The organism is Gemmatimonadales bacterium, assembly GCA_036265815.1.
Classification (GTDB): domain Bacteria; phylum Gemmatimonadota; class Gemmatimonadetes; order Gemmatimonadales; family GWC2-71-9; genus CAVVWJ01.
Window position 1 is genome coordinate 19646 of sequence record DATAOI010000082.1, and the last position, 23850, is coordinate 43495.

At 68.9% G+C, this 23850-nt stretch carries 23 protein-coding genes and 1 pseudogene; 14 read left to right on the top strand and 10 right to left on the bottom strand.

Going from position 1 to position 23850, the window contains the following annotated elements:
- The first annotated feature begins 60 nt into the window (after positions 1-60).
- From iadA to VHR41_16745, 4 genes are read left to right on the top strand one after another with little or no spacing between them, the layout of a single operon-like run.
- A complete protein-coding gene (gene iadA / locus VHR41_16730; GenBank protein HEX3235845.1) occupies positions 61-1236 on the top strand; it encodes a beta-aspartyl-peptidase in 1176 nt (391 codons plus the stop codon).
- 2 nt (positions 1237-1238) lie between these two features.
- Positions 1239-2060: a cyanophycinase gene (locus tag VHR41_16735; GenBank protein HEX3235846.1), complete on the top strand. Its 822-nt coding sequence runs from the start codon at positions 1239-1241 to the stop codon at positions 2058-2060.
- Between the two features lie 17 nt (positions 2061-2077).
- Positions 2078-4885 carry a cyanophycin synthetase gene (cphA, locus tag VHR41_16740; protein HEX3235847.1) on the top strand — a complete coding sequence of 936 codons (2808 nt, stop codon included), beginning with the start codon at positions 2078-2080 and terminating at the stop codon, positions 4883-4885.
- Between the two features lie 18 nt (positions 4886-4903).
- Complete coding sequence (locus VHR41_16745) at positions 4904-6622, top strand: Mur ligase family protein (GenBank protein HEX3235848.1); 1719 nt, start codon at positions 4904-4906, stop codon at positions 6620-6622.
- On the opposite strand, the gene VHR41_16750 is transcribed toward VHR41_16745, so the two are convergent.
- Positions 6619-7353 carry a class I SAM-dependent methyltransferase gene (locus tag VHR41_16750; GenBank protein ID HEX3235849.1) on the bottom strand — a complete coding sequence of 245 codons (735 nt, stop codon included), beginning with the start codon at positions 7351-7353 and terminating at the stop codon, positions 6619-6621. The genes VHR41_16745 and VHR41_16750 overlap by 4 nt on opposite strands.
- A 73-nt stretch (positions 7354-7426) precedes the next feature.
- Here VHR41_16750 and VHR41_16755 point away from each other — a divergent pair, with 73 nt between their 5' ends.
- Positions 7427-8284, top strand: a complete 858-nt coding sequence (locus VHR41_16755; protein ID HEX3235850.1) for a carboxypeptidase-like regulatory domain-containing protein — start codon at positions 7427-7429, stop codon at positions 8282-8284.
- A 9-nt stretch (positions 8285-8293) separates the two neighbouring features.
- Here VHR41_16755 and VHR41_16760 read toward each other — a convergent pair whose 3' ends face one another.
- Complete coding sequence (locus VHR41_16760) at positions 8294-9433, bottom strand: AAA family ATPase (GenBank protein HEX3235851.1); 1140 nt, start codon at positions 9431-9433, stop codon at positions 8294-8296.
- Between the two features lie 15 nt (positions 9434-9448).
- A complete protein-coding gene (locus VHR41_16765; GenBank protein HEX3235852.1) occupies positions 9449-9817 on the bottom strand; it encodes a hypothetical protein in 369 nt (122 codons plus the stop codon).
- Positions 9818-9880: 63 nt separating this feature from the next.
- On the opposite strand from VHR41_16765, the gene VHR41_16770 reads away from it, so the two are divergent.
- Positions 9881-10177 (top strand): hypothetical protein, encoded by a 297-nt coding sequence (locus VHR41_16770; protein HEX3235853.1) that lies wholly within the window; start codon positions 9881-9883, stop codon positions 10175-10177.
- On the opposite strand, the gene VHR41_16775 is transcribed toward VHR41_16770, so the two are convergent.
- On the bottom strand, positions 10158-10514 hold the full coding sequence (locus VHR41_16775; protein ID HEX3235854.1) for a hypothetical protein: 357 nt from the start codon (positions 10512-10514) through the stop codon (positions 10158-10160). The genes VHR41_16770 and VHR41_16775 overlap by 20 nt on opposite strands.
- Positions 10515-10698: 184 nt before the next feature.
- Here VHR41_16775 and fdh point away from each other — a divergent pair, with 184 nt between their 5' ends.
- The 4 genes from fdh to VHR41_16795 are packed head-to-tail and all read left to right on the top strand — an operon-like array spanning position 10699 to position 16101.
- The gene (fdh, locus tag VHR41_16780) at positions 10699-13863 is read left to right on the top strand and encodes a formate dehydrogenase (protein HEX3235855.1); all 3165 of its coding nucleotides are present in this window, start codon (positions 10699-10701) and stop codon (positions 13861-13863) included.
- Positions 13860-14819, top strand: a complete 960-nt coding sequence (locus VHR41_16785) for a 4Fe-4S dicluster domain-containing protein (GenBank protein ID HEX3235856.1) — start codon at positions 13860-13862, stop codon at positions 14817-14819. Before fdh ends, VHR41_16785 begins: the two co-directional genes overlap by 4 nt.
- On the top strand, positions 14816-15871 hold the full coding sequence (nrfD, locus tag VHR41_16790) for an NrfD/PsrC family molybdoenzyme membrane anchor subunit (protein ID HEX3235857.1): 1056 nt from the start codon (positions 14816-14818) through the stop codon (positions 15869-15871). Before VHR41_16785 ends, nrfD begins: the two co-directional genes overlap by 4 nt.
- The gene (locus VHR41_16795) at positions 15868-16101 is read left to right on the top strand and encodes a hypothetical protein (protein HEX3235858.1); all 234 of its coding nucleotides are present in this window, start codon (positions 15868-15870) and stop codon (positions 16099-16101) included. Before nrfD ends, VHR41_16795 begins: the two co-directional genes overlap by 4 nt.
- On the opposite strand, the gene VHR41_16800 is transcribed toward VHR41_16795, so the two are convergent.
- Complete coding sequence (locus VHR41_16800; protein ID HEX3235859.1) at positions 16098-16820, bottom strand: BON domain-containing protein; 723 nt, start codon at positions 16818-16820, stop codon at positions 16098-16100. The genes VHR41_16795 and VHR41_16800 overlap by 4 nt on opposite strands.
- A gap of 297 nt (positions 16821-17117) precedes the next feature.
- On the opposite strand from VHR41_16800, the gene VHR41_16805 reads away from it, so the two are divergent.
- Entirely contained in the window at positions 17118-17513 is a 396-nt protein-coding gene (locus tag VHR41_16805) for a response regulator (protein HEX3235860.1), read from the top strand.
- A 9-nt stretch (positions 17514-17522) separates the two neighbouring features.
- Here the strand turns inward: VHR41_16805 and rocF are convergent, their stop codons facing one another.
- The 5 genes from rocF to VHR41_16830 form a co-directional block, all read right to left on the bottom strand.
- Positions 17523-18428 carry an arginase gene (gene rocF / locus VHR41_16810; protein HEX3235861.1) on the bottom strand — a complete coding sequence of 302 codons (906 nt, stop codon included), beginning with the start codon at positions 18426-18428 and terminating at the stop codon, positions 17523-17525.
- A gap of 18 nt (positions 18429-18446) precedes the next feature.
- Positions 18447-19241: a glucose 1-dehydrogenase gene (locus VHR41_16815; protein HEX3235862.1), complete on the bottom strand. Its 795-nt coding sequence runs from the start codon at positions 19239-19241 to the stop codon at positions 18447-18449.
- A gap of 5 nt (positions 19242-19246) precedes the next feature.
- Entirely contained in the window at positions 19247-20611 is a 1365-nt protein-coding gene (locus VHR41_16820) for a glutamine synthetase family protein (GenBank protein ID HEX3235863.1), read from the bottom strand.
- A complete protein-coding gene (locus VHR41_16825; protein HEX3235864.1) occupies positions 20608-22026 on the bottom strand; it encodes an aldehyde dehydrogenase family protein in 1419 nt (472 codons plus the stop codon). The genes VHR41_16820 and VHR41_16825 overlap by 4 nt, the downstream gene beginning before the upstream one ends.
- 110 nt (positions 22027-22136) lie before the next feature.
- A complete protein-coding gene (locus tag VHR41_16830) occupies positions 22137-22484 on the bottom strand; it encodes an MGMT family protein (GenBank protein ID HEX3235865.1) in 348 nt (115 codons plus the stop codon).
- 62 nt (positions 22485-22546) lie between these two features.
- Between VHR41_16830 and VHR41_16835 the strand changes: the two are divergent.
- From VHR41_16835 to VHR41_16845, 3 genes and pseudogenes are all read left to right on the top strand, one after another.
- A pseudogene (locus tag VHR41_16835) lies at positions 22547-22864 on the top strand (tyrosine-type recombinase/integrase).
- A 65-nt stretch (positions 22865-22929) separates the two neighbouring features.
- Positions 22930-23331 carry a nuclear transport factor 2 family protein gene (locus tag VHR41_16840; protein ID HEX3235866.1) on the top strand — a complete coding sequence of 134 codons (402 nt, stop codon included), beginning with the start codon at positions 22930-22932 and terminating at the stop codon, positions 23329-23331.
- A 187-nt stretch (positions 23332-23518) separates the two neighbouring features.
- Positions 23519-23743 carry a DUF3565 domain-containing protein gene (locus VHR41_16845; GenBank protein ID HEX3235867.1) on the top strand — a complete coding sequence of 75 codons (225 nt, stop codon included), beginning with the start codon at positions 23519-23521 and terminating at the stop codon, positions 23741-23743.
- The last annotated feature ends 107 nt before the right edge of the window (positions 23744-23850 follow it).

Genomic DNA, 23850 nt, shown 5'->3' on the forward strand with positions numbered 1-23850 from the left:
CGAACCTTACCGCCCTTACCGCCTCCCGTCCTTCCCGCCCTTCGTTAACTTCCGGGCGCCATGATCCACCTCCTCCGCAACGCCGAGTTATACGACCCGGAGCCGCGAGGCCGCGCCCACCTGCTGGTGGCGGGCGAACGCGTGGCCTGGGTCGGCACCGACGTGCCCGCCCTACCGGCATCGCTCGGGGTGACCGAGCACGACCTCGAAGGGCGCCGGGTGATTCCGGGCCTGATCGATGGCCACGTGCACCTGACCGGTGGCGGCGGCGAGGCCGGACCCAACACCCGGGTGCCGCCGCTCGGGCTCAGCCGCATGACGTCGGGCGGAGTCACCACCGTGGTAGGACTGCTGGGCACCGATGACGCGGTGCGGACGACCGCGGAGCTGGTCACGGTGGCGCGCGGCCTCAACGCCGAAGGGCTCACGGCCTACTGCCTGACCGGCGGATATCATCTCCCTCCGACGACGGTGACCGGCAGCGTCCGGCTCGATATCGTCCTCATCGATCTCATTCTCGGCGTGGGCGAGGTGGCGATCAGCGATCATCGCTCCAGCCAGCCCATCCTGGACGACCTGCTGCGCGTTGCCGGTGAGGCGCACGTCGGCGGGCTCATGGCGAACAAGGCGGGGATCGTCCACCTGCACGTGGGCAACGGCGCACGCGGACTCGAGCTGGTGCGCCGAGCGCTCGGATGCAGCGAGCTGCCGGCCGGCGTGTTCAATCCGACCCACGTGAACCGGCGGAAGGCCCTCTTCGACGAGGCGCTGGCACTGGCGGAGCGCGGCTGCACCATCGACATGACCGCCTTCCCAGTCGAGGAGGGCGAGGATGCCTGGCCGGCCGCGGAGGCGCTGCTCAGATACCTGGACGCCGAGCTTCCGGCCAATCGAGTCACCGTGAGCTCGGACGGCGGTGGCTGCTTCCCGACGTTCGACGGTGAAGGCCGAGTGGTGACGTTCGACGTGGGGCGCCCCTCCGCGCTGGGAGACACGCTGACGGAGCTGCTGGCCGGCGGGCAGGCGCTCGAGCGGGTGCTGCCGGCGTTCACCAGCAATCCGGCCGGGCTGCTGCGGCTGCCCCGCAAGGGCCGGCTCACCGCCGGCTCGGACGCCGATCTGGTGGTGCTGGACCGGGAGCATCGGCCGGCGGACGTCATGGCGCGGGGCCGCTGGCATGTACGTGACGGCACGCCGGCGGTCCGGGGGACGTTCGAGTGGCTCGAGGGCCGCTAGCGTTGGAATCGCCGCGGGGCTACATCATTCCGGTCGGCGGGGCCGAGGAGAAGATTGGCGACGTCGAGATCCTGCGCCGGTTTTCCACTATCTGCGGCGGCGGCGACTGCCGGATCGCGATCATCCCCACCGCATCGGAGCTGAGCGACACCGGGCTCCGCTACGAGCAGATCTTCACCAGCCTGGGCGTGGGGGAGGCGCGGGAGATCCCGATCGCCAGCCGGTCCGACTGCGAGCGCCGGGAGTGGCTCGACCTGCTGGATCAGGTGAACGGCGTCTTCCTGACCGGCGGGAACCAGCTCCGGCTGAGCACCATGATCGGCGGCACCGAAGTAGCCAAGGCGTTGCGGCGGCGGAACCGCGAAGGGATGCACGTGGCCGGCACGTCGGCCGGGGCGGCGTTCCTCTGCGAGCACATGATCGCGTTCGGAAAGGAAGGGTCGCTGCCCCGGTCCAAGATCGTCACCCTGGCGCCGGGGCTGGGACTCACCAACCGGGTGCTGATCGACCAGCATTTCCGCCAGCGGGACCGGCTGGGGCGGCTGCTCACGGCGCTGGCGTACAATCCGTTCGCCATCGGGATCGGGCTGGACGAGAACACCGCCGCGTTCATCGGTCCCGACGAGACACTCGAGGTCGTGGGTGGTGGGGCGCTCACCATCGTGGACCCCTCAGAGCTGGAGTTCTCCTCCATGGCGCGGGTCCGCAAGAACGATCCCATCTGTCTGATCGGCCTTCGCTTGCACATTCTCGACCAGGGCTCGACGTTCAACCTGCAGACCCGGGCGGCGGCGGCGGCGCCGATCATCGCCAAGCGGGTCTAGAAGGGTCGTGAGGTCCGATGCGCATACTGGATAGAGCGGTCTACGTGGGCCCCAGCCTCTATGCCCACTTTCCGGTGATCCGGCTGGAGCTGGATCTCGGCGAGCTGGAGGAATGGCCGTCGGGGAAGCTGGGGCCGGCGTTCACCGACGCGCTGGTGGCCGCCTTGCCGGGTCTGCAGGAGCACGGCTGCTCCTACGGGGAGCCGGGCGGGTTCATCCGCCGGCTCACCGAGGGCGAAGGCACCTGGATGGGCCACATTCTGGAGCACGTGGCGATCGAGCTGCAGAACGTGGCCGGCGAGCCGGTGACGTTCGGAAAGACCCGGTCCCAGGGTGCCCCGGGCCACTACCACGTGGTCTACCAGTACGAGCAGGAGGACGTGGGCCTCGAGGCCGGACACCTCGGGATCACCCTGCTCCACTCGCTGCTGCCCCCCGCCCTCCGGCCCGAGGGCTCGGTCCCGGCGGGGTTCGACTTTCCGGCCGAGCGGGACGAGTTCATCCGCTTTGCCCAGCGGCGGGCGCTGGGTCCGAGCACCATGTCGCTGGTGCGGGCGGCGGAGGAGAGGCGGATCCCCTGGATCCGGCTCAACGAGCAGAGCCTCATCCAGTTCGGGCATGGACGCTTCCAGCAGCGGATCCAAGCCACCGTCACCAGCCGTACGCCGCACATCGCCGTGGAGCTCGCCTCCGACAAGGAGGAGACCAACCGGCTGCTGGCCAACCTTGGCCTGCCGGTGCCGCGCCAGCGGCTGGTGCAGCGGGTGAACGACGCCGTATCCGCGGCGGAGCAGATCGGCTACCCGGTGGTGGTGAAGCCGTACAACGCCAATCACGGCCGGGGGATCTCGATCCACCTGACCACCGAGACCCAGGTGCGCGACGCGTTCGAGCTGGCGCGGGAGCACAGCCGCAGCGTGATCGTGGAGAGCTTCATCACCGGCGAGGACCACCGGATGCTGGTGATCAACGGCGAGCTGGTGGCGGTCTCCAAGCGGGTGCCGGGACACGTGGTGGGCGATGGGGTGCACACGGTCGAAGAGCTGGTAGAGGAGGTGAACCGCGACCCGCGCCGCGGCATCGGCCACGAGAAGGTGCTCACCCGGCTGGTGTTCGACCACCAGGCAGACACCCTGCTCGCCGGGCGAGGCTATACCCGCGAGACGGTGCCCGCCGATGGTGAGCGGGTCTTTCTCCGGTCGACCGGCAACCTCTCCACCGGCGGGACGGCCACCGATCTCACCGACGTGGTCCATCCCGACAACATCGGGATGGCGGTCCGCGCCGTCCGGGCCATCGGGCTCGACGTTGGCGGGGTGGACTTCCTCACCAGCGACATCACCGAATCGTACAAGGACGTGGGCGGCGCGATCTGCGAGGTGAATGCGGCGCCCGGCTTCCGCATGCACATGGCGCCGAGCGAGGGACGGCCGCGCGACGTGGCGGGACCGGTGATGGACATGCTGTTCCCGCCGGGGACGCCGAGCCGGATCCCCATCGCGGCGGTGACGGGGACCAACGGCAAGACCACCACCGCCAGGATGCTGGCCCACATCCAGAAGCTGGCGGGCCACCACGTGGGACTCACCTCGACCGACGGGGTGTACATCGACGGGCAGCGCACCGTCGCCGGCGACATGACCGGCCCGGTGGCCACCCGCATGGTGCTGAGCGATCCGGGCGTCGACGTGGCGGTGCTGGAGATCGCCCGGGGCGGGCTGCTGCGTGCCGGCATGGGGGTGCGGCACTGCGACGTGGGTGCCGTGCTCAACGTCAAGTCCGACCACCTGGGACTCCGTGGAGTGGGCACGCTGGCGGAGCTGGCCAAGGTCAAGCGGATCGTGGTGGAAGTGGCGCGGGACACCGCCATCCTCAATGCCGACGACCCGCTCTGTCTGGCGATGGCGGACTACACCGAGGCGAAGCACCTCTGCTACGTGACCATGGACCCCACCCACGGCCTGGTGGGCGAGCACATCAAGGCGGGCGGCCGGGGCGTGGTGCGTGAGTCGGGCATCAAGGGCGAGATGATCACCATCTACGACCGCGGCGCGCACATCCCGCTCCTGTGGACCCATCTGATCCCGGCCACACTGGAGGGCCGCGCCCTGCACAACGTGCAGAACGCGATGTTCGCGGCCGCGATGGCCTTCAGCATGGGACTCAAGCTGGAGGACATCCGGCACGGCCTCCGGACGTTCGATACCACGTTCTTCCAGGCCCCCGGCCGGATGAATATCTTCGACGAGCACCCGTTCAAGGTGATCCTGGATTACGGGCACAACGCCGCCGCGGTGGAGGTGATGTGCCAGCTGGTGTCGAGGCTCGAGGTGAGCGGACAGCGGATCTGCGTGCTGGCAGCGCCGGGCGACCGACGGGACGAGGACATCGTGGAGGTCGGACGGATCGCCGCGGGACACTTCGATCGCTACATCGTCCGCCGGGACGACCATCTGCGGGGCCGGGGACCGGAAGAGGTGCCCCACCTGCTGCGGGACACGCTGCTCCAGGCCGGGGTTGCCGCCGAGCGGATCGCGGTGATCCCCGACGAGCAGGCCGCGATCGACGCCGCGCTCCGCGAGGCTCAGCCCGGCGACCTGGTACTGATTTTCGCCGATGCCGTCACCCGGAGCTGGAAGCAGGTGATCCAGTTCCGCCCCGAGGCACCCAACCGGCCGATCGACCGGACCAGGGCGGCGGTGGCCGAGCCGGTGGCGGTCCCCGCGGCTCCGAGCCCGGTGCCCGCACCGGGCGAAGATGGCCGGCGGGAGTTCGTCCGCGACGGCCGGGGAGTGCGGCTCGCGCGCGAGGAGCAGGCGGACTGACGGCTCCCCGCCCCGGCGATGACCTTCCTCGATTCGCGCAGACTCACCGGACCGGGACTGCTCCTCGATGGTCCCGGCGCCATTCTCGAAATTCAACTGGATGACCCGCAGCGTTCCCTCGCCCTGGCTGCCTGGCGACGGGCGGCGCGGCGCATGCTCGATGCCGTCGGATGGTCGGGCGAAACGCTCGCGACCAGGATCTTCGCCGGAGGCGCGAGTCTCGCGCTGAGCGCCCCGGCTGACGCGCTGTACGCCGCCACCGAGGTGAACGAGTGGGCCTGGGCGGCAGCAGAGGCGGAAATTCAGGGCGGCCCCGAGCCGGACTTCGTCGCAGCGGCGGATCGTATCCGCGCGGCCATCCGGGAGGAGCAGTGTCCCGCGCTGCTCGCCCTGCGCGACGCGGCACGGGCCCGCGGTCTCACGTTCCTGAGCGACGAGGAGGGCGTGTCGGTGGGCGCAGGCACCGGCGCGCTGGTCTGGCCGCTCGATCGCCTGCCGGAACCCGGAGCGGTGGATTGGGATCGGGTGCACGAGATTCCCACTGCCCTGGTCACCGGCTCCAACGGAAAAACCACCGTAGTGCGGCTGCTCGCGGCCATGGTGGCTGAGACCGGGCAGATCACCGGAACCACCTCGACCGACGCGGTGACCGTGGGCCGCGTGACGATCGCCCAAGGGGACTATTCCGGGCCGGAAGGTGCCCGGATGCTGCTGCGCCGGCCGGAAGTGGAGGCGGCCGTCCTGGAGACCGCGCGGGGCGGACTGCTTCGTCGCGGGCTCACGGTCGAGCGGGCCGACGTGGCGGTGGTGACCAACATCGCGAGCGACCATCTCGGCGAGTTCGGGGTGCAGGACCTCGGCGCCCTGGCGGAGACCAAGCTGCTGGTGACTCGCGCGGTGGGGCCGGAAGGCGGGGTGGTGCTCAACGCCGACGATCCGGTGCTGGTCGTCGGCGCGGCGACTGTGCAGGCGCCGGTCATCTGGTTCTCGCTCGAGCCCGACCGACCCACGTTACTGAGGCACATTCGGGCCGGCGGCGCCGCCGCGGTGTGCGCCGGCGACGACCTGCTGCTCGCCACGGGTGACACGCTGTATGTGGTCGGGGCGATCTCGGACCTGCCGATGGCGCAGGGCGGGGCCGCCAGACACAACGTCGCCAACGCGCTCGCGGCGATGGCGGCCGCGCAGGTGCTGGGTGTTCCGGTGGAGGTGATGGGGCGGGTCCTGCGGCGCTTCGGGGGCAACGCCGAGGACAATCCGGGACGAGCCAACGTGATGGAGCTGGGTGGTGTAGTGGTGGTGATCGATTTCGCCCACAATCCGCATGGTGTGGCCGCGCTGGTCCGGATGGCGGCCTCGTTTCCGGCACGCCGCCGCCTGCTGCTGCTGGGTCAGGCGGGCGACCGGAGCGATGCGGACCTGAGCGGGCTGGCCAGGGCAGCCGTGGCGTTCGAGCCCGACCGGATCGTGCTCAAGGAGATGGAGCACTACCGGCGGGGCCGGCAGCCAGGCGAGGTGCCCCGGATTCTGGCGGATGAGCTTCAGCAGCTGGGCTTTCCGGCCGGCGCCATCGCCCAGGCGGGCAGCGAGCTGGACGGCGTGCGCGAGGCTTTGAGCTGGGCGCGTGCCGGAGATCTGCTGCTGCTCACGGTGCATGAAGACCGAGCAGCGGTGGTCGGTCTGCTGGAGCGGCTGCGGGCGGAGGGGTGGCGGGCGGGGGAGGCCGTTCCGGGTTAGGGCAGCCGCACCCGCCGGGTCAGCCGAGCGAGATAGTGACCGTACTCGTCCGGGGGACTGATGATCTCGCACTGCCAGCCTGTCTCATCCGCATGCCTTCCGAGCGTCTCCTGATCGACGTAGAGCTGGGCGAACGGCGGGCCTTTCCGGCCGCCGAACTCGAGCTGGAAGTGGAGCTCGCCGATGTAGCGGCCGTCGGCCCGGCGCAGTGAGCCGGTCCGGCCTGCCTCGGGGTCCATCCGCACGCGGACATCGGTCGAATCGGCGATGAGCTGTCCGTCCGGCCGAACCAGGCGCCGCATCTTTCGGAGGAATCGCGGCAGACCCGCCAGCGTCTCGGCCAGGCCGAAGCCGTTCATCAGCACCAGCACGGTGTCGTAGGGCCGGGCGACGAGATCGGCCCAGGTGGACTGCCGGACGTCCCGGACCCCCCGGTCGCGGAGGATCTGGACCAGCTCGGGCACCGCCTCGATGGCGGTGACCTCGAGGCCCCGGGCCTGGAGCGCCAGGCTGTGACAGCCGGAGCCGGCGCCCACATCCAGCACCCGGCCGCGGCAGCGCTCCAGCGCGAGCCGCTCGTAGGCGGGGAACTCCGCCGGCTCGCGGAAGAAGTAGGCGACCGGGACCTCGTCGCGCTCGTAGTCGTCGTAGACCACGATGGCGGCGTCCCGCTGGCCCTGGTGGAAGGCCCGCATCGCGGCGCCGTGCGGCGCCCAGGCGCTCTGATCCATCGGGGGAATCTAACGGCCGATCCCCCGTGGTATCTTCCGGCTGACAGATCTCATCTTCCGAGGACTCGCAGGGTTGCCAAAGCCGCTGGACCTTCCTTCGCGACAGCGACCCTGGATCTCCCTGGTGGTGAGCGCGGCGGTGCATGCGCTGCTGCTGGCCCTGGCCGTGCGGTTCTCCCGTGCGCCCGTGGCGGAGCCACCGAAGGACCAGGCGGAGGCCCGAGACGAGCCACAGCGCCAGGTGGAGATGGTGTACCTGCAGCCTCCACCACCCACCCCGCCCAAAGCGACACCACCGCCGCCGGCTCCGAAGCCCCCGCCCGCACCTCCCGCGCAGACTCCGCCCCCGCAGCCGCGTCCGCAAGCCGTGGCGCCGCCGCCGAAAGAGGCCCAGACCAGGCCCGAGCCTGACGCGAACGCCCCGCCGGAAGCCAAGCGCACCGAAGGCGAGGAACCGACCGACGCGGAGAAGCCGCCGGGCGGCGCTCCGGACGCGCCCGAGGCGACGATGGAGTCCGAGGCACGACGCATCTTCGGTCGCCAGCACCGGGGTCCCGCACCGGGCGCCGGGCCGCGCGCCAGCCGGCCGATGGAGGCATACCTCCCGGACCATCCCGAGAAGTGTATTCCGCAGCAGCCGCCGGCCGCGGATTCCGCCGGACCGACGCAGTTCGGAGTGGTGACGGGGCGGATCTACCGGCAGGACAACGGCCGCCCTCTGGTGGGCGCGCACCTGCAGATGCTCGGGACTCCCTACGTGACCTTCACCGACCAAGTCGGGGAGTACCGGTTCCGGTTCGACCTGTCGCTGGTGGACAACTGCCGCACCCAGTACGTCAGGGTCACGGCGTCGGGATACGAGTCGCGCCTGCTGGTGCTGGTGGTGGGGCCCAACGTTCGGAGCGAGGACGTGCTGCTGAAAAAGAGGTAGCCTGGCGCTTCAGGACCCGTGGCGGATGAGCGCCAGCACCAGCCCGCTGCCGGCAAGGACCAGCGCCGCGGCGACCCCGTACCAGAGCGTCCGCCAGCGGGCTCCCGCCGTGGCCCGCATCGACTCCAGCGCGGTGGACTGACTGCTGCCGAGCTGCTCGACGGCTCGGCGCTGGCGGCGCTCCATGTCCTCGAGCCGCTCCGCCAGGAGACCGAGCTCCGCCCGGAGCTCCTCCTGTCCCTCCACCATGCGCTCGAGGACGCCGGGCACCGGCGGCGCGCCCGCATCCTCGAACAGCGACTGCTGCATCACCGCCTGGCTGGCGATGACCTCATCCATACCCTGAACGAAGTGGCGCTGGTGGATCCGCTTGCCCGCGTCCGGGCCGGGCTCGGTGGTGGCGAGCTGGGCGGCCTTGAGTACGGCATTCTTGATGTCGCCGCCGCTCCGGGGATAGGACTCCGCCAGGGCGTGGAAATCGACGTCATCGGCCAAGGGGGTCTTTCGGGCGTGCAGTTGCACCCGCCAGATCCGCTCGCGCTCCTCCAGATTGGGCATCTCGAACAGGATGTGGGTGCGGATCCGGCGCTCGAACGCCGGGTCCATGTTGGCGGCCAGGTTGGTGGCGAAGATGACCACGCCGGGAAAGCTCTCCAGCTCGTGCAGGAGCACGTTCACCACGGCGTTGGCCTCGCGCTCGTAGGCGGCCGCGAGACTGGTGAAGCGCCGGCCGGCGATGGCGTCCGCCTCGTCGAAGAAGAGCACTGCGTCCTGCCGGTCGGCGGCACGAAACACCGCCGCGACGTGCTTGGCGGTCTGTCCCACCCAGCGGGACTCGAGCTCCGCGTAGCGCACCACCAGCAGCTTCTTTTCCAGCGTATTGGCCAGCGCCTCCGCGCAAACGGTCTTTCCGGTGCCGGGCGGCCCCGCGAAATGGAAGGCGAGACCCAGGCCAGTGGTGTGCCGCTCGGCGAGTCCCCACTGGCGGAAGATCAGATCGTGCTTTCGGACCAGGGCGAGCGCGTTGTTGAGCGCCCGAAGGGTGGTCGCCGGGAGCACGACGTCGTCGAACGTTCGCCGGGGGACGAGCGCCTCGACCAGGTCACGGGCGGGCGCGCCGAAGAAGAGATCGCGAATTGAATCGGCCATGGCTTAAAGATACGGCTATTCCCGGATCTGCGGCCGCCGGCTTTCGGCCTGAGCGGTGGAGCCGCCGGTGACCCGATCCCAGGCGTCGCGCACCGCGTCCTTGATCTCCTCCCACACCGACGGCGCCTCACCCCGGTGCTCGTAGCGCTCCCAGCCCGCCCGCAGGTCGGGCTCGGCCTCGTCCCACCGGCGGCCCAGGCCGTGGACCCCCGCCTCAAAGCCGTAGCGATACGCGGGACGGAAGCGATCGTAGTAGTCGGGCCCGATGGCATAGGGCCGGCTGCTGAAGTTCTCGAACCAGTAGTTGTCCTCGGTCTCCCAGGAGGCCTGCCAGTTGGCGGATTCAGCGGGGGAGACGCGGTCGAAGGCGTTGGGATCGCTCATGGTGGTACCCTCGTCGAAGGGATGCTTAAGATCGGCACACGGTACATTCCATCACGGACGTTGGTGATCTCATTCCTGGGGAGGCGCCGCCGGGTGATCGTGATGGACCGGGAGAACTATGTCGCGCGCGGCTGGTCGCACGTCCTCTCGACCACCGGCGACGTGCAGGAGCTCGAGACGTTCCGCAAACGGGTCGGAGCTCCGCCCCAGGCGCTGCATCTGGAGAACCGTCGCTGGCCCCACCTCGATCTCAAGCTCGAGCCGCGCGACCGGGCACTCGCCGCATCGGACGTCCGGGTGTTCGAGCGCACCTCCGAGATGCTTCGCTACCTCAAGTCGCTCACGCCTGCACCGAAATAGGGCCCGGGGTCGGCGGCTCGGGCGGGACCAGCAGCCAGGGCGCCCAGTCCGGCACCTGGGTGGGATGAGCCGAGTCCGGGGTTGGAGGCGTCGCGGGCGGCGAGGTCTCTTCTCGCATAGCCGGCGGCGCGGAATCGGGGGCGCTCGGCGGTGTCGCCTGCAGCGTGTCGCTCGGGAGGGTCGGGGCAAGCTCCGGCGTGGGACCGGATCGGCTCCGTGGTGCATAGTTGGCCTGCAGCGTGTCGCTCGGAAGCGTGGGCGCGGCCTGCGCGTCGACCGCGCGGGCTCCGCCCAGGGCGGACCCTAAGACAAGCAGGGACAGCAGAACGATCCGCATACGTCGCTCCCGGTGGGGGTGACAGGCCATGCTCACTCTCCATGTTCGGCATTCGCGGTGCCGGCCGCGCCGATCCAGGTCCGCCGGCGAGTGTGACCCGCGACACAATCAGAACCGCAGGTGGGCTGCATTCTGGGAGCCGCGGATCGGCGCACAGGCGCGCACGGTATCGGGAGGAATCAGGATGACACGCAGACTGTTGGGCCGGGTTCGCGAGGCGGTCCAGCGCTGGCCGGTAGCCCGACAGTTGAGAGGTGCGGACGGCGATGCCGCCGTGAGCGACCGGACGCGCGGACTCCATTCGCGTCTCCAGGGGACCACGGCGGTGACCAGCATCTGCCCCTATTGTGCCGTGGGCTGCAGTACCCTGGTGCACGTGCGGGAGGGCCAGGTGGTGGACATCGAGGGAAACCCGGCCAGCCCCATCAACCACGGCGCGCTCTGTCCCAAGGGCGCGGGCACCTTCCAGTACACCGTCAATCCCAACCGGCTGACCAGGGTGCTCTATCGGCGGCCTTACGGTACCGAGTGGGAGTCGGTGGACCTCGACTGGGCCATGGAGCGGATCGAGCAGCGGTTCCGCGAGAGCCGGGAACGCACCTGGCGCGATCAGGACGAGAAGGGGCAGCCGCTGCGGCACACCGCCGGGGTCGCCTTCCTCGGCGGGGCGGCGCTGGACAACGAGGAGAACTACCTCATCAAGAAGCTGTGCGTCGGCACCGGAGTGGTAGCGGTCGAGAACCAGGCTCGAATATGACACTCCTCCACAGTCCCCGGTCTGGGGACACCGTTGGGGCGCGGCGGCGCCAGCACGTTTCTCCGGGACCTCGAGAATAGCGACTGCCTGCTGATCATGGGCTCGAACTTCGCCGAGTGTCATCCGGTGGGGTTCCGCTTCGTGATGCTGGCGCGGGAGAAGGGCGCCGAGGTGATCCACGTCGATCCGCGCTTCAGCCGGACGTCGGCCTGTGCCACCAAGTACGTCCAGATCCGCGCGGGCAGCGATATCGCCTTCCTCGGCGGGCTGATACGCTACATCCTGGCCAGCGAGCCGTGGAACACCGATCCCTTCTTCAAGCAGTACGTGCGCCACTACACCAACGCGGCGACGCTCATCGAGAGCGAGTTCCAGGACGTCGAGGAGCTGGGCGGGATGTTCTCGGGCTGGCAGAAGGACCACTACTGCCCGGATACCTGGCAGTACAAGGGTCTCCAGCGGGTGATCAATCTCGCCGACCAACAGGAGGAGGTGTGCCGGATGAAGACCACCCAATCGTGGGGTCTCCATGCCGGCCGAACCATCGGCGACCCACCGCCGCAAGACGAGACGCTGGAGCACCCGCGCTGCGTGCTGCAGCTGCTCAAGCGGCACTTCGAGCGGTACACCCCGGAGATGGTGGCCCGCGTCTGCGGCTGCCCGCCGGAGCAGGTGGCGGCCACGGCGGAGGCGCTGCTGCGGAACTCTGGCCGGGAGCGGACCTCGGCGGTGGCGTATGCGTTGGGCTGGACCCAGCATACCAACGGACCCCAGATCATCGCGTGCTCAGCTATCCTCCAGCTCCTGCTGGGCAACATCGGGCGGCCGGGAGGCGGGATTCAGCCGCTCCGGGGGCACGCCACCATCCAGGGGTCGACGGACATCCCCACACTGTACGACCTGCTGCCCGGCTACCTGCACATGCCCACTCACCTTGGCATCGATGCCGACCTGGACAGCTATGTCTGGAACGAGGGCGGAGCCACCGGACTCTGGGCATACGTTCGCGAATACATGGTCTCGCTGCTCAAGGCTTATTTCGGAGACGCGGCGACACCGGAGAACGAATTCGGATACCAGTTCCTGCCCCGGATCGACCGTGACTGCTCCCACCTCCCGATGTTCGTCGACATGCACGGCGGAGGTATCGAGGGGCTCTTCCTCATGGGACAGAACCCGGCGGTCGGCGGCCCCAACGCGAGCTTCCACCGAGCCGCCATGGGCAAGCTCAAGTGGCTGGTGGTGCGCGACCTCTTCCTGATGGAGAGCGCCACCTTCTGGCGCGATTCACCGGAAGCTCGCGCGGGGGAAACGCGGCCAGAGGATATCGGCACGGAGGTGTTCGTGCTGCCGGCGGCGAGCGTGGTGGAAAAGGATGGGAGCTTCACCAACACCCACCGCTTGGTCCAGTGGCACGACAAGGCCGTCGAGGCCCCCGGCGATGCCCGGTCCGATGCGTGGTTCATTCACCACCTGGCACTCCGGCTCAAGCGGTCGTACGCCGGCTCGACCGAGCCGAAGGACCGGCCCGTCCAGGCGCTCACGTGGGACTACCCGACGGAGGGGCCGCACCAGGAGCCGATCATCGAGTATGTCCTGCGGGAGATCAACGGCTACACCTGGGCGCCGACCTGGGAGGGCAGGCGCCAGCTCACGTCCAGGGTCGATCTCAAGAGCGACGGCTCTACCGCCTGCGGCTGCTGGATCTACCTCGGCGTCTGTACCGACAGCAACCGAGCCCGCGCGCGGGAAGCGGACGACTACGTCTCGCCGGGATGGGGGTTCGCCTGGCCGGGCAACGTTCGCCTGCTCTACAACCGGGCGTCGGCCGATCCGGAGGGCCGGCCCTGGTCGGAGCGGAAGAAATACCTCTGGTGGGACCCGGCCAAGAACGAGTGGACTGGGAGCGACATGCCGGACTTCGATCCCAATAAGCCGCCGGGCGACCGGGGCGACCTGCCGGCCGGCGGCCTGGCGGCGCTTCCGGGCGACGCTCCGTTCCTGATGAAGCCGGATGGCCGGGCCTGGCTCTTCTTCCCCAACGGCATGAAGGACGGGCCGCTGCCGACCCACTACGAGCCATGGGAGACGCCGGTCGAGAACGCGCTCTATCCCCGGCAGCGGCAGAACCCGCAGACCAAGCACTGGGACATCCCGGGCAACCGCTACCACAAGGTCGGGGACCCGGCGTTTCCCTACGTGCTCACCACCTACCGGCTGACGGAGCATCACACGGCCGGGACCATGACCCGGTTCAACAGTTGGCTCGCCGAGCTGCAGCCGGAGGCATTCGTGGAGCTGAGCCCCGAGCTCGCGACGGAGCATGGGATCACCCAGGGTGACTGGCTCACGGTGGTCACCGCGCGTGGAGAGGCGGAAGCCCGGGCACTGATCACCCGGCGCCTGCGGCCGCTGGAGGTGGAAGGAGAGACGATCCACCAGGTCGGTTTCCCCTGGCATTTCGGCTACGAAGGCCTGGTTCAAGGCAGCTCGGCCAACGACCTGGTGGCTCTGGTGGCGGAGCCGAACGTGTCGATCCCCGAGTTCAAGGCGCTCACCTGCAACATCCGCCGCGGCCGGGCGCGTTCATGAGCAACCCGGCCGCGGGAGTCCAGCACGATGTGGCCGCCTGGGATCAACACGGCGACACACTTGCCGATCAGGCCCGGCAGACGGCAGGAACCCAGATCACGCCCGGCCGAGCCTACGGCTTCTTCACCGACACCACGCTCTGCATCGGGTGCAAGGCCTGCGAGGTGGCCTGCAAGCAGTGGAACCAGCTCCCCGCCGATGACATCCACTTCTCCGGAGCCAGTTACGACAACACCCGCCAGCTCTCGGCTACGACTTGGCGTCACGTCACCTTCATCGAACAGTTCGACCGGGAGCGATTCGCGGGGCTGGAGGCGCCCGAGGTCCGGCCTGGAGCGCTGCCCGAAGGTGAGCAGTGGGCCCAGCCTGGGCAGCGATGGATCTTTCTCTCCGACGTCTGCAAGCACTGCGTCGACGCGCCTTGCCTCGAGGCGTGCCCCACGGGCTCCATCGTCCGCACCGAGTTCGACACGGTGTACGTGCAGCAGGATGTCTGCAACGGTTGCGGATACTGCGTGCCCGCCTGCCCGTTCGGGGTGGTCCAGGTCGATCGCGAGCGCGACGGCAAGGCGCATAAGTGCACACTCTGCTATGACCGGCTCAAGGATGGCATGGAGCCGGCCTGCGCCAAGGCCTGTCCCACGGACTCGATCCAGTTCGGCCCGGTCGACGAGCTGCTGGAGCGAGCACGCGAGCGGGCCGAGCAGCTGCGCGAGCGCGGCATCCCGGGCTACCTCTACGGCTCCGGCGGGCCGTTGGAGGAAGAGTGCGACACCAGCGCGATCTCCGGGCTCAACTGCTTCTTCCTGCTGATCGACCGGCCGGAGGTGTACAATCTGCCGCCGGCTCCGAAGCGGCCGTCCTCCAGCATCGGCGGGGGACTCCTCGCGCTCACGGCCGCGGCACTGGCGCTCACGGCATCGACGTTCCTTGCGTTCCGGGATGGCAACCGGTGAGCCGGCTCCCGATCGCCGGGCCGATTCCGATGGCCCAACGGGAGGGCCGCGCCTCTCCCTCGGCGCACCGACGCGGGGGCACGCTGCACCTGGAAGACCAGGGCTCTCAGCCGGCACCTCCGGTCAAAGGCGCGACCTGGGAGTGGTACATCCCGATCTATTTCTGGCTGGGCGGGATCTCGGGCGGCGCATGGCTGATGACTGCCGCGGAGGATCTTGCCGGCGGCCGGGACCGTCGCGTCATTCGCGCGGCCCGGTATGTCGCGCTGGGAAGCCTGCTCGGCGGGACGGCGCTGCTCATCGCGGACCTGGGGCGGCCGGACCGATTCCTCAACATGCTCCGGGTGTTCCGGCGCCGGTCGACGATGAGTCTGGGAGCATGGGGCCTCACACTGTACGGAGGCCTGGCCGGCGCGGCCGCCCTGCTCCAGGTGGCGGAGGACGGATGGCTGGGGAACTGGCCAATGCTCTCGAGGATGTCTCGGGGAGCGCCCGGGCGGGTGCTCCACGCCCTCGGACTGCCGCCGGCGCTCTTCGTGGGCGGATACACCGGCGTGCTGCTCGGCGCCACCAATACGCCGAGTTGGGCGCGCCGAGCCAGGCTGCTGGGGCCGCTGTTCCTTTCGTCCGCGGTCTCCAGCGGCGCGGCCGCCGTCTCCGCCGCCGTGGAGCTCGCTGGTGGGGTACGGCGACGTACCCGGCGGCGGCTGGCGCGAGCGGAACGGGCGGCACTGGCGAGTGAGCTGGCGCTCACTATCGTGAGCGAGCGGGAGGCACACCGACTGGTGTCAGCCCACCACGAGCCAGGCGTACTCCGGCCGGCCCGCGGTCTCATGCTCGCCGCGGGCATGGCGGCGCCGCTGGCGCTCGCCATGACCGAGCATCGCGGCAAGACGCGCCGCCGCAAGGCGGGACTCGCCTCCGCCGCCCTGGCGCTGGCCGGGAGTCTGGGGCTCCGGTACCTCACCACCTACGAAGGCTACCGCTCCGCCCGTACTCCGGACGATACCTGGCGCCACACCGCGCGCCTCCCGCCACGAGACCACGAATGACGGACGAGGTGCGGGGCAAGCTCACCATCGCGCAGGACGATCGGATCCGGCTGATCGACCGGGAGGGGCGGGGCTATCTCTTCGTGGTCCGGCGAGGCCGGGCGAGCCTGCGCGAGCTCGAGCGTTGGCGGGACCAAGGCACCCAGCTCCGGGTGCGCTATCGGGGCGTTCCCGACGCCGGCGCGACCGCGGATCTGATCGAGCCCATCGTGTCCGATCCGAAGCCTTAGGTGGTGGAGCGGCCTGCGCGGGTACGAGACTCCCCGGCCTCGCGCTCGCTCTTTGAGCCGCGCTGCTCCTCCGAGCTCTCGCCGCTGATCAGGTCCGAGATCTTCTGGCCGATCCCCTGCCGAACCCGAAGCTGGTTGTGGACGTCGATGACGCCCGAGACGCGCTCGGCGAGGTCTTCGGCGAGCCGCTTGGCGTGCCGATCCTCGACCATGCCGGTGAGCGTGACTTCGCTGTTCTCCACCCGAACCTCGACGTCGGACGCGTCGACGTCGGGACTCCGGGTCAACTCTTCGTTGACGTCCTCGCGGATCCGCTCATCAGAGCGCTTATATCCCTTGGGCCCCCTGCCAACGTGAGAGCCGCGCTGATAGCTCCCTTGCTGACCCGAGTAGGTGCCACCGATGCCGCTCTGGCCCTCGTAACTCCGGCCGAATTCGCGACCCTGCGAGCCGTAGCCACCCTGCCCGTACTGCCCTTGGCCATAGCCGCCCTGGCCGTACCCACCACCCTGGAAGCCCTGGAACCCCGTCTGACCCGGGCTCCAGTGCTGCCCACCCTGATACCCGTAGCCAGGCGGCCCGTAACTGCCTTGGCCATAACCACCTTGATAGTCACCGTAAGCCTGGCCACCACCCTGCCACTGCTCTTCCCGCTCACCGGGTTTTCGGAACGAGCCGCCTTGTCCTCGGCTCCCGTAGGTGTAGTCGTCGCGATTCATACTACCACTCCTTCTTTCTGCTCGGGTTACACCAATCGCAGTCGAGATCAACAGATGACCTCGGCACCTCGCGCGAGAACCTAGACGCGTCGATGGACCGCAACCGTGATTGAAGTCACGCCGTGATGGATCACATACATGCACTCGCGTTGTGCAGACCGACAGGCGATTCACCGGAATCATCCTCCCACCGCATACCAAGCTTCCCTCGGGAATCTCACTGGCCCGTGTTGTGCGGCGATTTCCACGGTCACACCCCTCCCCTGGTACCGTCCACGTCACAACCATGGAGCACCGATGCCCGGGTCTCGTGAGAGAATCCTCGTGGTGGACGACACCGAGTCATTGCGGAGCGATGTCTGCCGGATCCTGCGAGGAGAGGGTTACGAGGTCGTTTCGGCGAGCGGGGGGGTGGAAGCGCAATGGTGCTTGGAGCGGGGCATGCGGGTAGACCTACTGCTGGCCGACCTGGCGAGCCCAGAGGCCGACGACTATCACCTGGGCATCGCGCTGGGCATGCTGCACCCGCACCGGCCGGTGATCTTCACCTCGGCGCGGAACCGGCACGAGAACATCCAGCGCGGGCTGCTGGATCCGCGCTCGCCCTTCCTGCAGAAGCCGTTTCCACCCTACCTGCTCACCCGGCTGGTCCGGATGGTCCTCGACAGCTGGGAGCCGCCGCAGGAGATGTGACCGGGCCGGTCAGAGGATCTTCTTTCCGAACGCCGACTGCACCAGCTCCACCGCGAACAGCGCCGACGTGTTTCCCTGGTCCAGGATCGGGTTGACCTCGACCATCTCCAGCGAGGTCATGACACCCGAGTCATGGAGCAGCTCCATGATGACGTGGGCCTCGCGGTAGTCGAGTCCGCCCTTGACCGGGGTCCCGACCCCCGGCGCCAGGGTCGGGTCGACCGCGTCCAGATCGAAGCTCACGTGCAGCAGGTCGGTCCCGTCGGTCACCCGGGCCAGGGCCCTGGTCATCACTCGATGGATCCCGTGCCGATCGATGTCCGACATGGTATGGACCTGCACGCCGGTCTGTTTGAGCCGGCTCTTCTCTCCGGCGTCGAGGCTCCGGATCCCCACCAGCGCGACGTTCTCGGGGGCCACCTTGGGACCCGCCCCGCCGATCGCGGTGAGCTGCCGAGGACCGAAGCCGAGCAGGGCGGCCAGGGGCATCCCGTGGATGTTGCCGGAGGGGGAGGACTGCGGAGTGTTGATGTCGCCGTGGGCATCGATCCACAGCACGCCGAGCTTTTTTCTCTTTCGCCTGGCGTAGGCGGCGATACCGGAGATCGTCCCGGCGGCGATGGAATGGTCGCCGCCGAGCACCAGGGGGAAGTGCCCCTTGCCCATGATGCGGTCGACGTGGCGGCAGACCAGGGCGGAGACCCGGGTGATCTCCGGCAGATACCGGGCCCGCACGTCCCCCACCCTGAGCTGCTCCATGTTCTTGATGGGGATGTCCCCCTCGTCGACCACCTTGTGGCCGAGCTCCCGGAGGGCACCATCGATGCCGGCGATGCGAATGGCGGACGGCCCCATGTCCACACCGCGACGCCCGGACCCGAGGTCCATGGGGACGCCCAGTACGTGGACGATCATGGCGCGAGCCGCTCGGCGTCAGGGATGGTGGCCTGACCCTTCCGGAGTGACATAGGCCGCGGTGATTCCCCCATCGACCCGGAAATCCGCCCCCGTGATGAAGGACGACTCGTCCGAGGCGAGGAACAGCGCCGCCTGCGCGATCTCACGGGCCTCGCCGAACCGGCCCATGGGGATGTGCACCAGGCGCCGCTGCCGCTTTTCCTCGGTCGAGAGGAACTTCTCCAGGAGGGCGGTGCGCACCGGGCCGGGGGACAACGCGTTGGCCCGGATATTCTGGCGCGCGTGGATGATGGCGATCTCTCGCGTCATCGCCAGCACCGCGCCTTTAGAGGCCGTGTACGCGATCTGAGGCGTGGCGGCACCCAGCGTCGCCACGAAGCTCGCGACGTTGATAATGGACCCGCCGCCTGCTTCCAGAAGGTAGGGAATGCCTGCCCGGCAGCATCGCGCCACCCCTTTCACATTGACGTCGAGCACCAGATCCCAGGTGGCGTCGCTGGTATTCACCACGCCGTCGTCCTCGCCCGGGGAAACGCCGGCGTTGTTGTACAGCACAGTGACCTTCCCGAACGCACGCGCGGATTCGGCGTAGAGTCGCTCGACATCGGTCGTCGAGCGTACGTCGCCCGGGAGGAACCGGGCCTTGCCGCCCGCGGCTCTGATCTCCCCTGCCACCGCTTCACCCGCCGCCGGGTTCACGTCGTTGACGACAACGGCCGCCCCTTCCGCGGCAAACAGGCGGGCGGCTTCAGCGCCGAGTCCTGCTCCGGAGCCGGTGATGACGGCGACTTTTCCATCCAGACGTCCCATTGGCCTCACGCGCGCTCGAAGTTCCGCAGCAGGTCGATATCGGTGACCCGCCGGTCGTACACCATCTGCTCCTGACGGGCGGTGTTCACGTAGTGGTCCACGACGACGTCCCCGAACGCCTCCCGCGCGATCGCGGAGTCGTCCAGCAGGCGGACGGCCTCGTACAGCGACTTCGGCACCTCGCGCACTGCGGGGTCGCGGTAGGCGTCGCCGGTGTAGAGGCCCTCGAACGTGAGGCCGTGCGTGATCCCGTGGATACCGGCCGCGATGGTGGCCGCGAAGGCGAGGTAGGGATTGGCGTCGGCGCCGGGGCAGCGGTTCTCCACCCGAATGGCCTTGGGCGAGTGGCCCAGGATGCGGAGACCGCAGGTGCGGTTGTCCACGCCTGCCACCAGTCGCGTGGGCGCGAAGGTTCCCGCCATGTAGCGACGATAGCTGTTCACGTAGGGCGCGTAGAACACGCTGAAGTCCCGCCCGCAGGCGAGCTGTCCGGCGACCCATTGCTGCAGCCGCTCCGACATGTGGGCCGGTCCGGCCTTGGCGTAACCCACCGGCTCACCGGTCTGCGTGTCCCAGAGAGAGCTGTGCAGATGGAAGGAGCTCCCTGCCAGGGCGGCATTCCACTTGGCCATGAAGGTGATGGACTTGCCCATCATGGCGGCCACTTCCTTGATCCCGTGCTTGAACAGGACGTGGTGGTCGGCCATGAGCACCGGCTCCTGATGCGCCAGATTCAGCTCCTCCTGCCCCGGCCCCCACTCTCCCTTGGAGCTCTCGACCTCCAGGCCGAGGGCGTCCATGTGACGCCGCAGCGCCTGCATGAGCGGCTCTTCCTTGGTGGTCTGGAAGATGTGGTAGTCCTGGATGTACCGGCCGACGGGATCGAGCACGCGGTACCCCTTGTCGAAGGCCTGCTCGTAGGTGTCGTTGAAGACATAGAACTCGAGCTCGGAGGCCAGCCGAATGGTGAGCCCGAGATCCGCCGCCCGCCGTACCTGTGCCTGCAGCACCTGGCGCGGGGCCACCGGCAGCGGCTTGTGGTCCTTCCCTTCGACGTCGCCCAGCACCAGGGCCGTTTTGTCGAGCCAGGGGATCACGGCGATGGTCGAATGATCGGGTCGGACCATGAAGTCTCCGTACCCGAGCTCCCAAGAGAACAGGGCGTACCCCGGCAGCGGCTCGTTCTCGATGTCGCAGCCGAGCAGGTAGTCGCATCCTTCCCAGCCCTCGTGCGCGGCGGCAAGGTAGGTGCGGCCGGTGTAGCGCTTGCCCGTGAGCCGCCCCTGCTGGTCCGGGAACACGGCGAGCACGGTATCGATGGCGCCCTGCTCGACCATGCGCCCGAGCTCGGCGAGGCCGACGGTCTTCATGGGGAGGTCTCGAAGTAGATGTTCTTGATCTCGGAGTAGTGGTCGAGCGCGTGCATGCCGAGCTCGCGCCCGAGCCCCGACTGTTTGAACCCGCCGAAGGGAGCCTGGAGGTGCACGCTGGACGAAGAGTTGACCGACAGCACTCCGGTCTGCACCGCGGCAGCCACCCGGAGTCCGCGCTTCAGATCGTTGGTCCAGAGCGAGCCCGACAATCCGTAGATCGACCCGTTGGCGATGGCGACCGCCTCCGCCTCGGTGTCGAACGGGATGACGCTGGCGACGGGGCCGAAGATCTCCTCGTCCACGATTCGCATCCCGGGGCGCGCGTCGGCGAACACGGCGGGCTGGAGGAAGTATCCCGGCCCCTCGATCCGCTGGCCGCCGGTCACCAGCCGCGCGCCCTCCTGCTTTCCCAGGGCGAGGTACCGCTCGGTGACATCGCGCTGGCCGGCGGAGATGACCGGCCCCATCTGGGTCTCTTCGGCGAGCGGATTGCCCACCACGGTACCATCGGCCGCCGCGCGCATCGCCTCCACGAATTGCGGATAGATGGAGCGCTCCACGATGGTGCGCGAGCGGGCGCAGCAGTCCTGCCCCGCGTTGGCGAACACCGATGCGGCCGCCTCGCCCGCGGCCTGTGCGACGTCTGCATCACCGAACACGATACAGGGTGATTTACCCCCCAGCTCCAGCGACACGCGCTTGATGGTCTGGGCGGCCGCGGCCATGATGGCGCGACCGGTCGCGGTCTCGCCGGTAAAGCCGATCTTCGCGACGTCGGGATGCGACGACAGCGCTGCTCCGATCGCGGCACCCGGACCCGGGAGCACGTTGAGCACGCCGGGCGGCACACCCGCCTCGAGCGCGAGCTCCCCCAGGCGCAGGGCGGTGAGCGGGGTGAGGCTCGCGGGCTTGAGCACGACCGTGTTCCCGCAGGCCAGGGCCGGGGCCACCTTCCAGGTGGCGATCACCATGGGGAAGTTCCACGGCACGATCAATCCCACCACCCCGAGCGGCACGCGCAGGGTGATGTCGATCCCACCCTTCTTGACCGGGATGGTCTCGCCGACGTGCTTGTCGGCCGCGCCGGCGTAGTAGCGCAGCGTGTCGGCGACGTGATTGGCTTCCCAGCGGGCGTCGCCGATGGGCTTGCCGACGTTGCGCGCCTCCAGCACCGCGAGCTCCTCGGCGTGGGCGCGCACCAGGTCGGAGAACCGGAACAGGATCTCGGCTCGGGCCACCGCGGTTCGGGCGGCCCACCCGGGAAACGCCGCTTTGGCGGCGGTGATGGCCGCTTCGAGCTCGGCCGGACCAGCCGCGGCGACCTCTTCGAACGGTTCGCCCTTGGCCGGCTCCATCACACCGATGACGCCCGAGCCACTCGGGCGCCGGTCGGCGATCAACAGGTTCCGCATCGATCCTCGATCAGCGCTTGAGCTCCCTGCCGGCCTCGATCAGCAAGGCGAACTCTTCCTCCGGCGCCACATATTCACCCGAATCGGGGGTTTGGCAAGTCGAGGAGCGGCTAGGCGATCTCTCGCTTGGGGGCTGCCGGACGCCAGCGCACCCGGGCGAGCGGCACCCGCCCGCGTGCGTCGAAGACGATGCCCTCGCTCTCCAGCAACTGTCGCTGGGTGACCTCGTCGCCGGGCGCGGCACGGAGACTCACCCCGCCGGCGGCATTGATCACCCGATGCCATGGGACCCGGGAGCCGGGCGGCAAGGCGTGGAGGGCGTAGCCCACCTGGCGCGCGTGGCCGGACAGGCCGGCCAGCTCGGCGACCTGGCCGTAGGTTGCCACCCGGCCCCGGGGAATGCGGCGCACCACCGAGTAGATCCGGGCACGAGTCCCGTCCGACGCCCGCGAACGCATGAGCTCTAACCTAACCGGACCGCATGAGGGACAGCGCCGTCGAGGATCTACTGGCACCGGCCGATCCGGAGAGCGGTCGCGTTCGGCGGCACCACCTCCATGGGTCGGTCGTGCAGCGGGCCATGACCGCAGCGGTCCGGGCGAGCGGGATCGGGAAACGGGCGAGCTGCCATACTCTGCGACACTCCTTCGCAACCCATCTCCTCGAGGCCGGGTACGACATCCGGACGGTTCAGGAGCTCTTGGGGCACCCGGATGTGTCGACCACGATGATCTACACGCATGTCCTGAACCGGGGAGGCCGGGGGGTCCGAAGCCCGGCGGACCGCCTGGGGGATGAATGTGGATGCAGGAATGGCGGAATAGACTGCGGTCGGTGATGTTAGTGCCTGATGACCGGCAAGGGATGTAGGTCCATTGATTAGTTAGGCCGCGAGAAGACCCGATGACGCACTCGAGGGTCGTGACCCACAACGACGCTGCCTTCGAGGCGATTCGACAGGTGCAGGATGCCTGGATCGCCGCAGAGCTCCGCGGGGACATCGAAGGGGTCCTTTGCCTGTGCACCGATGATGTGCGTTGGCTCGTGCCGGGACGCATCGCCCTGGAGGGTCGGGAGGCAGCGCGGGACCTGCTTCAGGCTACGCACGTGGACTTGCTGGACATCCGCGCTAGCGACCTGTGCGTGGAACACAGCGGGGAACTGGCCTTCAAGACCAGCCGCTATGAGACTCGCTACCGCACGGGTGGGCAGGAGAGGGTGGGGCGCGGTACCCATCTATGGATCCTGCGCCGAGAGGGAGCGAAGTGGCGGGTGGCGCTGGTGACGTGGCAGGCTGAAGAGTAAGTCCAAGCGGCTCGCTGCCTAACCCGCGCATGCAGCCGACAGGCCGCAGCGGCGCGAAGTCCCGTGCGGGCGGCACCCTCCTGGAACGCGCTAAGGACCGTAGGTTTCTGCGGGCGCGACCTTGGGGGCCTGCAGCTGATGCGCCAGTCGTTAGACACACTCGCAGGAAGGTCGCGCCGGAGAACGCATGCGGCGGCAAATCGTGGGATTCCGGGAGGACGCTGAAGGCCACTGGGTGGCGGAGCTCGAGTGCGGCCATACCCTGCACGTCCGACATGAGCCACCGTGGCAGGTGCGGCCCTGGGTGCTGACGCCGGAGGGGCGTGCGGCCATGGTCGGGAGCGACCTCGACTGCCTTCGCTGTGACAGCGAGGACCTGAAGGGACAAGGTCCGCGCGGGCTCGGTGCCTAACCCGCAAATGCAGCCGACAGGCCGAAGGCTGCGGCACTCCGCTAAGGCGCGGCCTTCTGTGAGCGGCCAGTGGAACGAAGATTTGTGCGGGCGCTAAGAGGATGGCC

Bases quoted from the DNA above. Each gene is read 5' to 3' on its own strand.
- iadA (HEX3235845.1), top strand. From the start codon at position 61: ATGATCCACCTCCTCCGCAACGCCGAGTTATACGACCCGGAGCCGCGA.
- cphA (HEX3235847.1), top strand. From the start codon at position 2,078: ATGCGCATACTGGATAGAGCGGTCTACGTGGGCCCCAGCCTCTATGCC.
- VHR41_16745 (HEX3235848.1), top strand. From the start codon at position 4,904: ATGACCTTCCTCGATTCGCGCAGACTCACCGGACCGGGACTGCTCCTC.
- VHR41_16750 (HEX3235849.1), bottom strand. From the start codon at position 7,353: ATGGATCAGAGCGCCTGGGCGCCGCACGGCGCCGCGATGCGGGCCTTC.
- VHR41_16760 (HEX3235851.1), bottom strand. From the start codon at position 9,433: ATGGCCGATTCAATTCGCGATCTCTTCTTCGGCGCGCCCGCCCGTGAC.
- VHR41_16765 (HEX3235852.1), bottom strand. From the start codon at position 9,817: ATGAGCGATCCCAACGCCTTCGACCGCGTCTCCCCCGCTGAATCCGCC.
- VHR41_16775 (HEX3235854.1), bottom strand. From the start codon at position 10,514: ATGCGGATCGTTCTGCTGTCCCTGCTTGTCTTAGGGTCCGCCCTGGGC.
- VHR41_16785 (HEX3235856.1), top strand. From the start codon at position 13,860: ATGAGCAACCCGGCCGCGGGAGTCCAGCACGATGTGGCCGCCTGGGAT.
- VHR41_16795 (HEX3235858.1), top strand. From the start codon at position 15,868: ATGACGGACGAGGTGCGGGGCAAGCTCACCATCGCGCAGGACGATCGG.
- VHR41_16800 (HEX3235859.1), bottom strand. From the start codon at position 16,820: ATGAATCGCGACGACTACACCTACGGGAGCCGAGGACAAGGCGGCTCG.
- VHR41_16805 (HEX3235860.1), top strand. From the start codon at position 17,118: ATGCCCGGGTCTCGTGAGAGAATCCTCGTGGTGGACGACACCGAGTCA.
- rocF (HEX3235861.1), bottom strand. From the start codon at position 18,428: ATGATCGTCCACGTACTGGGCGTCCCCATGGACCTCGGGTCCGGGCGT.
- VHR41_16815 (HEX3235862.1), bottom strand. From the start codon at position 19,241: ATGGGACGTCTGGATGGAAAAGTCGCCGTCATCACCGGCTCCGGAGCA.
- VHR41_16820 (HEX3235863.1), bottom strand. From the start codon at position 20,611: ATGAAGACCGTCGGCCTCGCCGAGCTCGGGCGCATGGTCGAGCAGGGC.
- VHR41_16825 (HEX3235864.1), bottom strand. From the start codon at position 22,026: ATGCGGAACCTGTTGATCGCCGACCGGCGCCCGAGTGGCTCGGGCGTC.
- VHR41_16830 (HEX3235865.1), bottom strand. From the start codon at position 22,484: ATGCGTTCGCGGGCGTCGGACGGGACTCGTGCCCGGATCTACTCGGTG.
- VHR41_16840 (HEX3235866.1), top strand. From the start codon at position 22,930: ATGACGCACTCGAGGGTCGTGACCCACAACGACGCTGCCTTCGAGGCG.
- VHR41_16845 (HEX3235867.1), top strand. From the start codon at position 23,519: ATGCGGCGGCAAATCGTGGGATTCCGGGAGGACGCTGAAGGCCACTGG.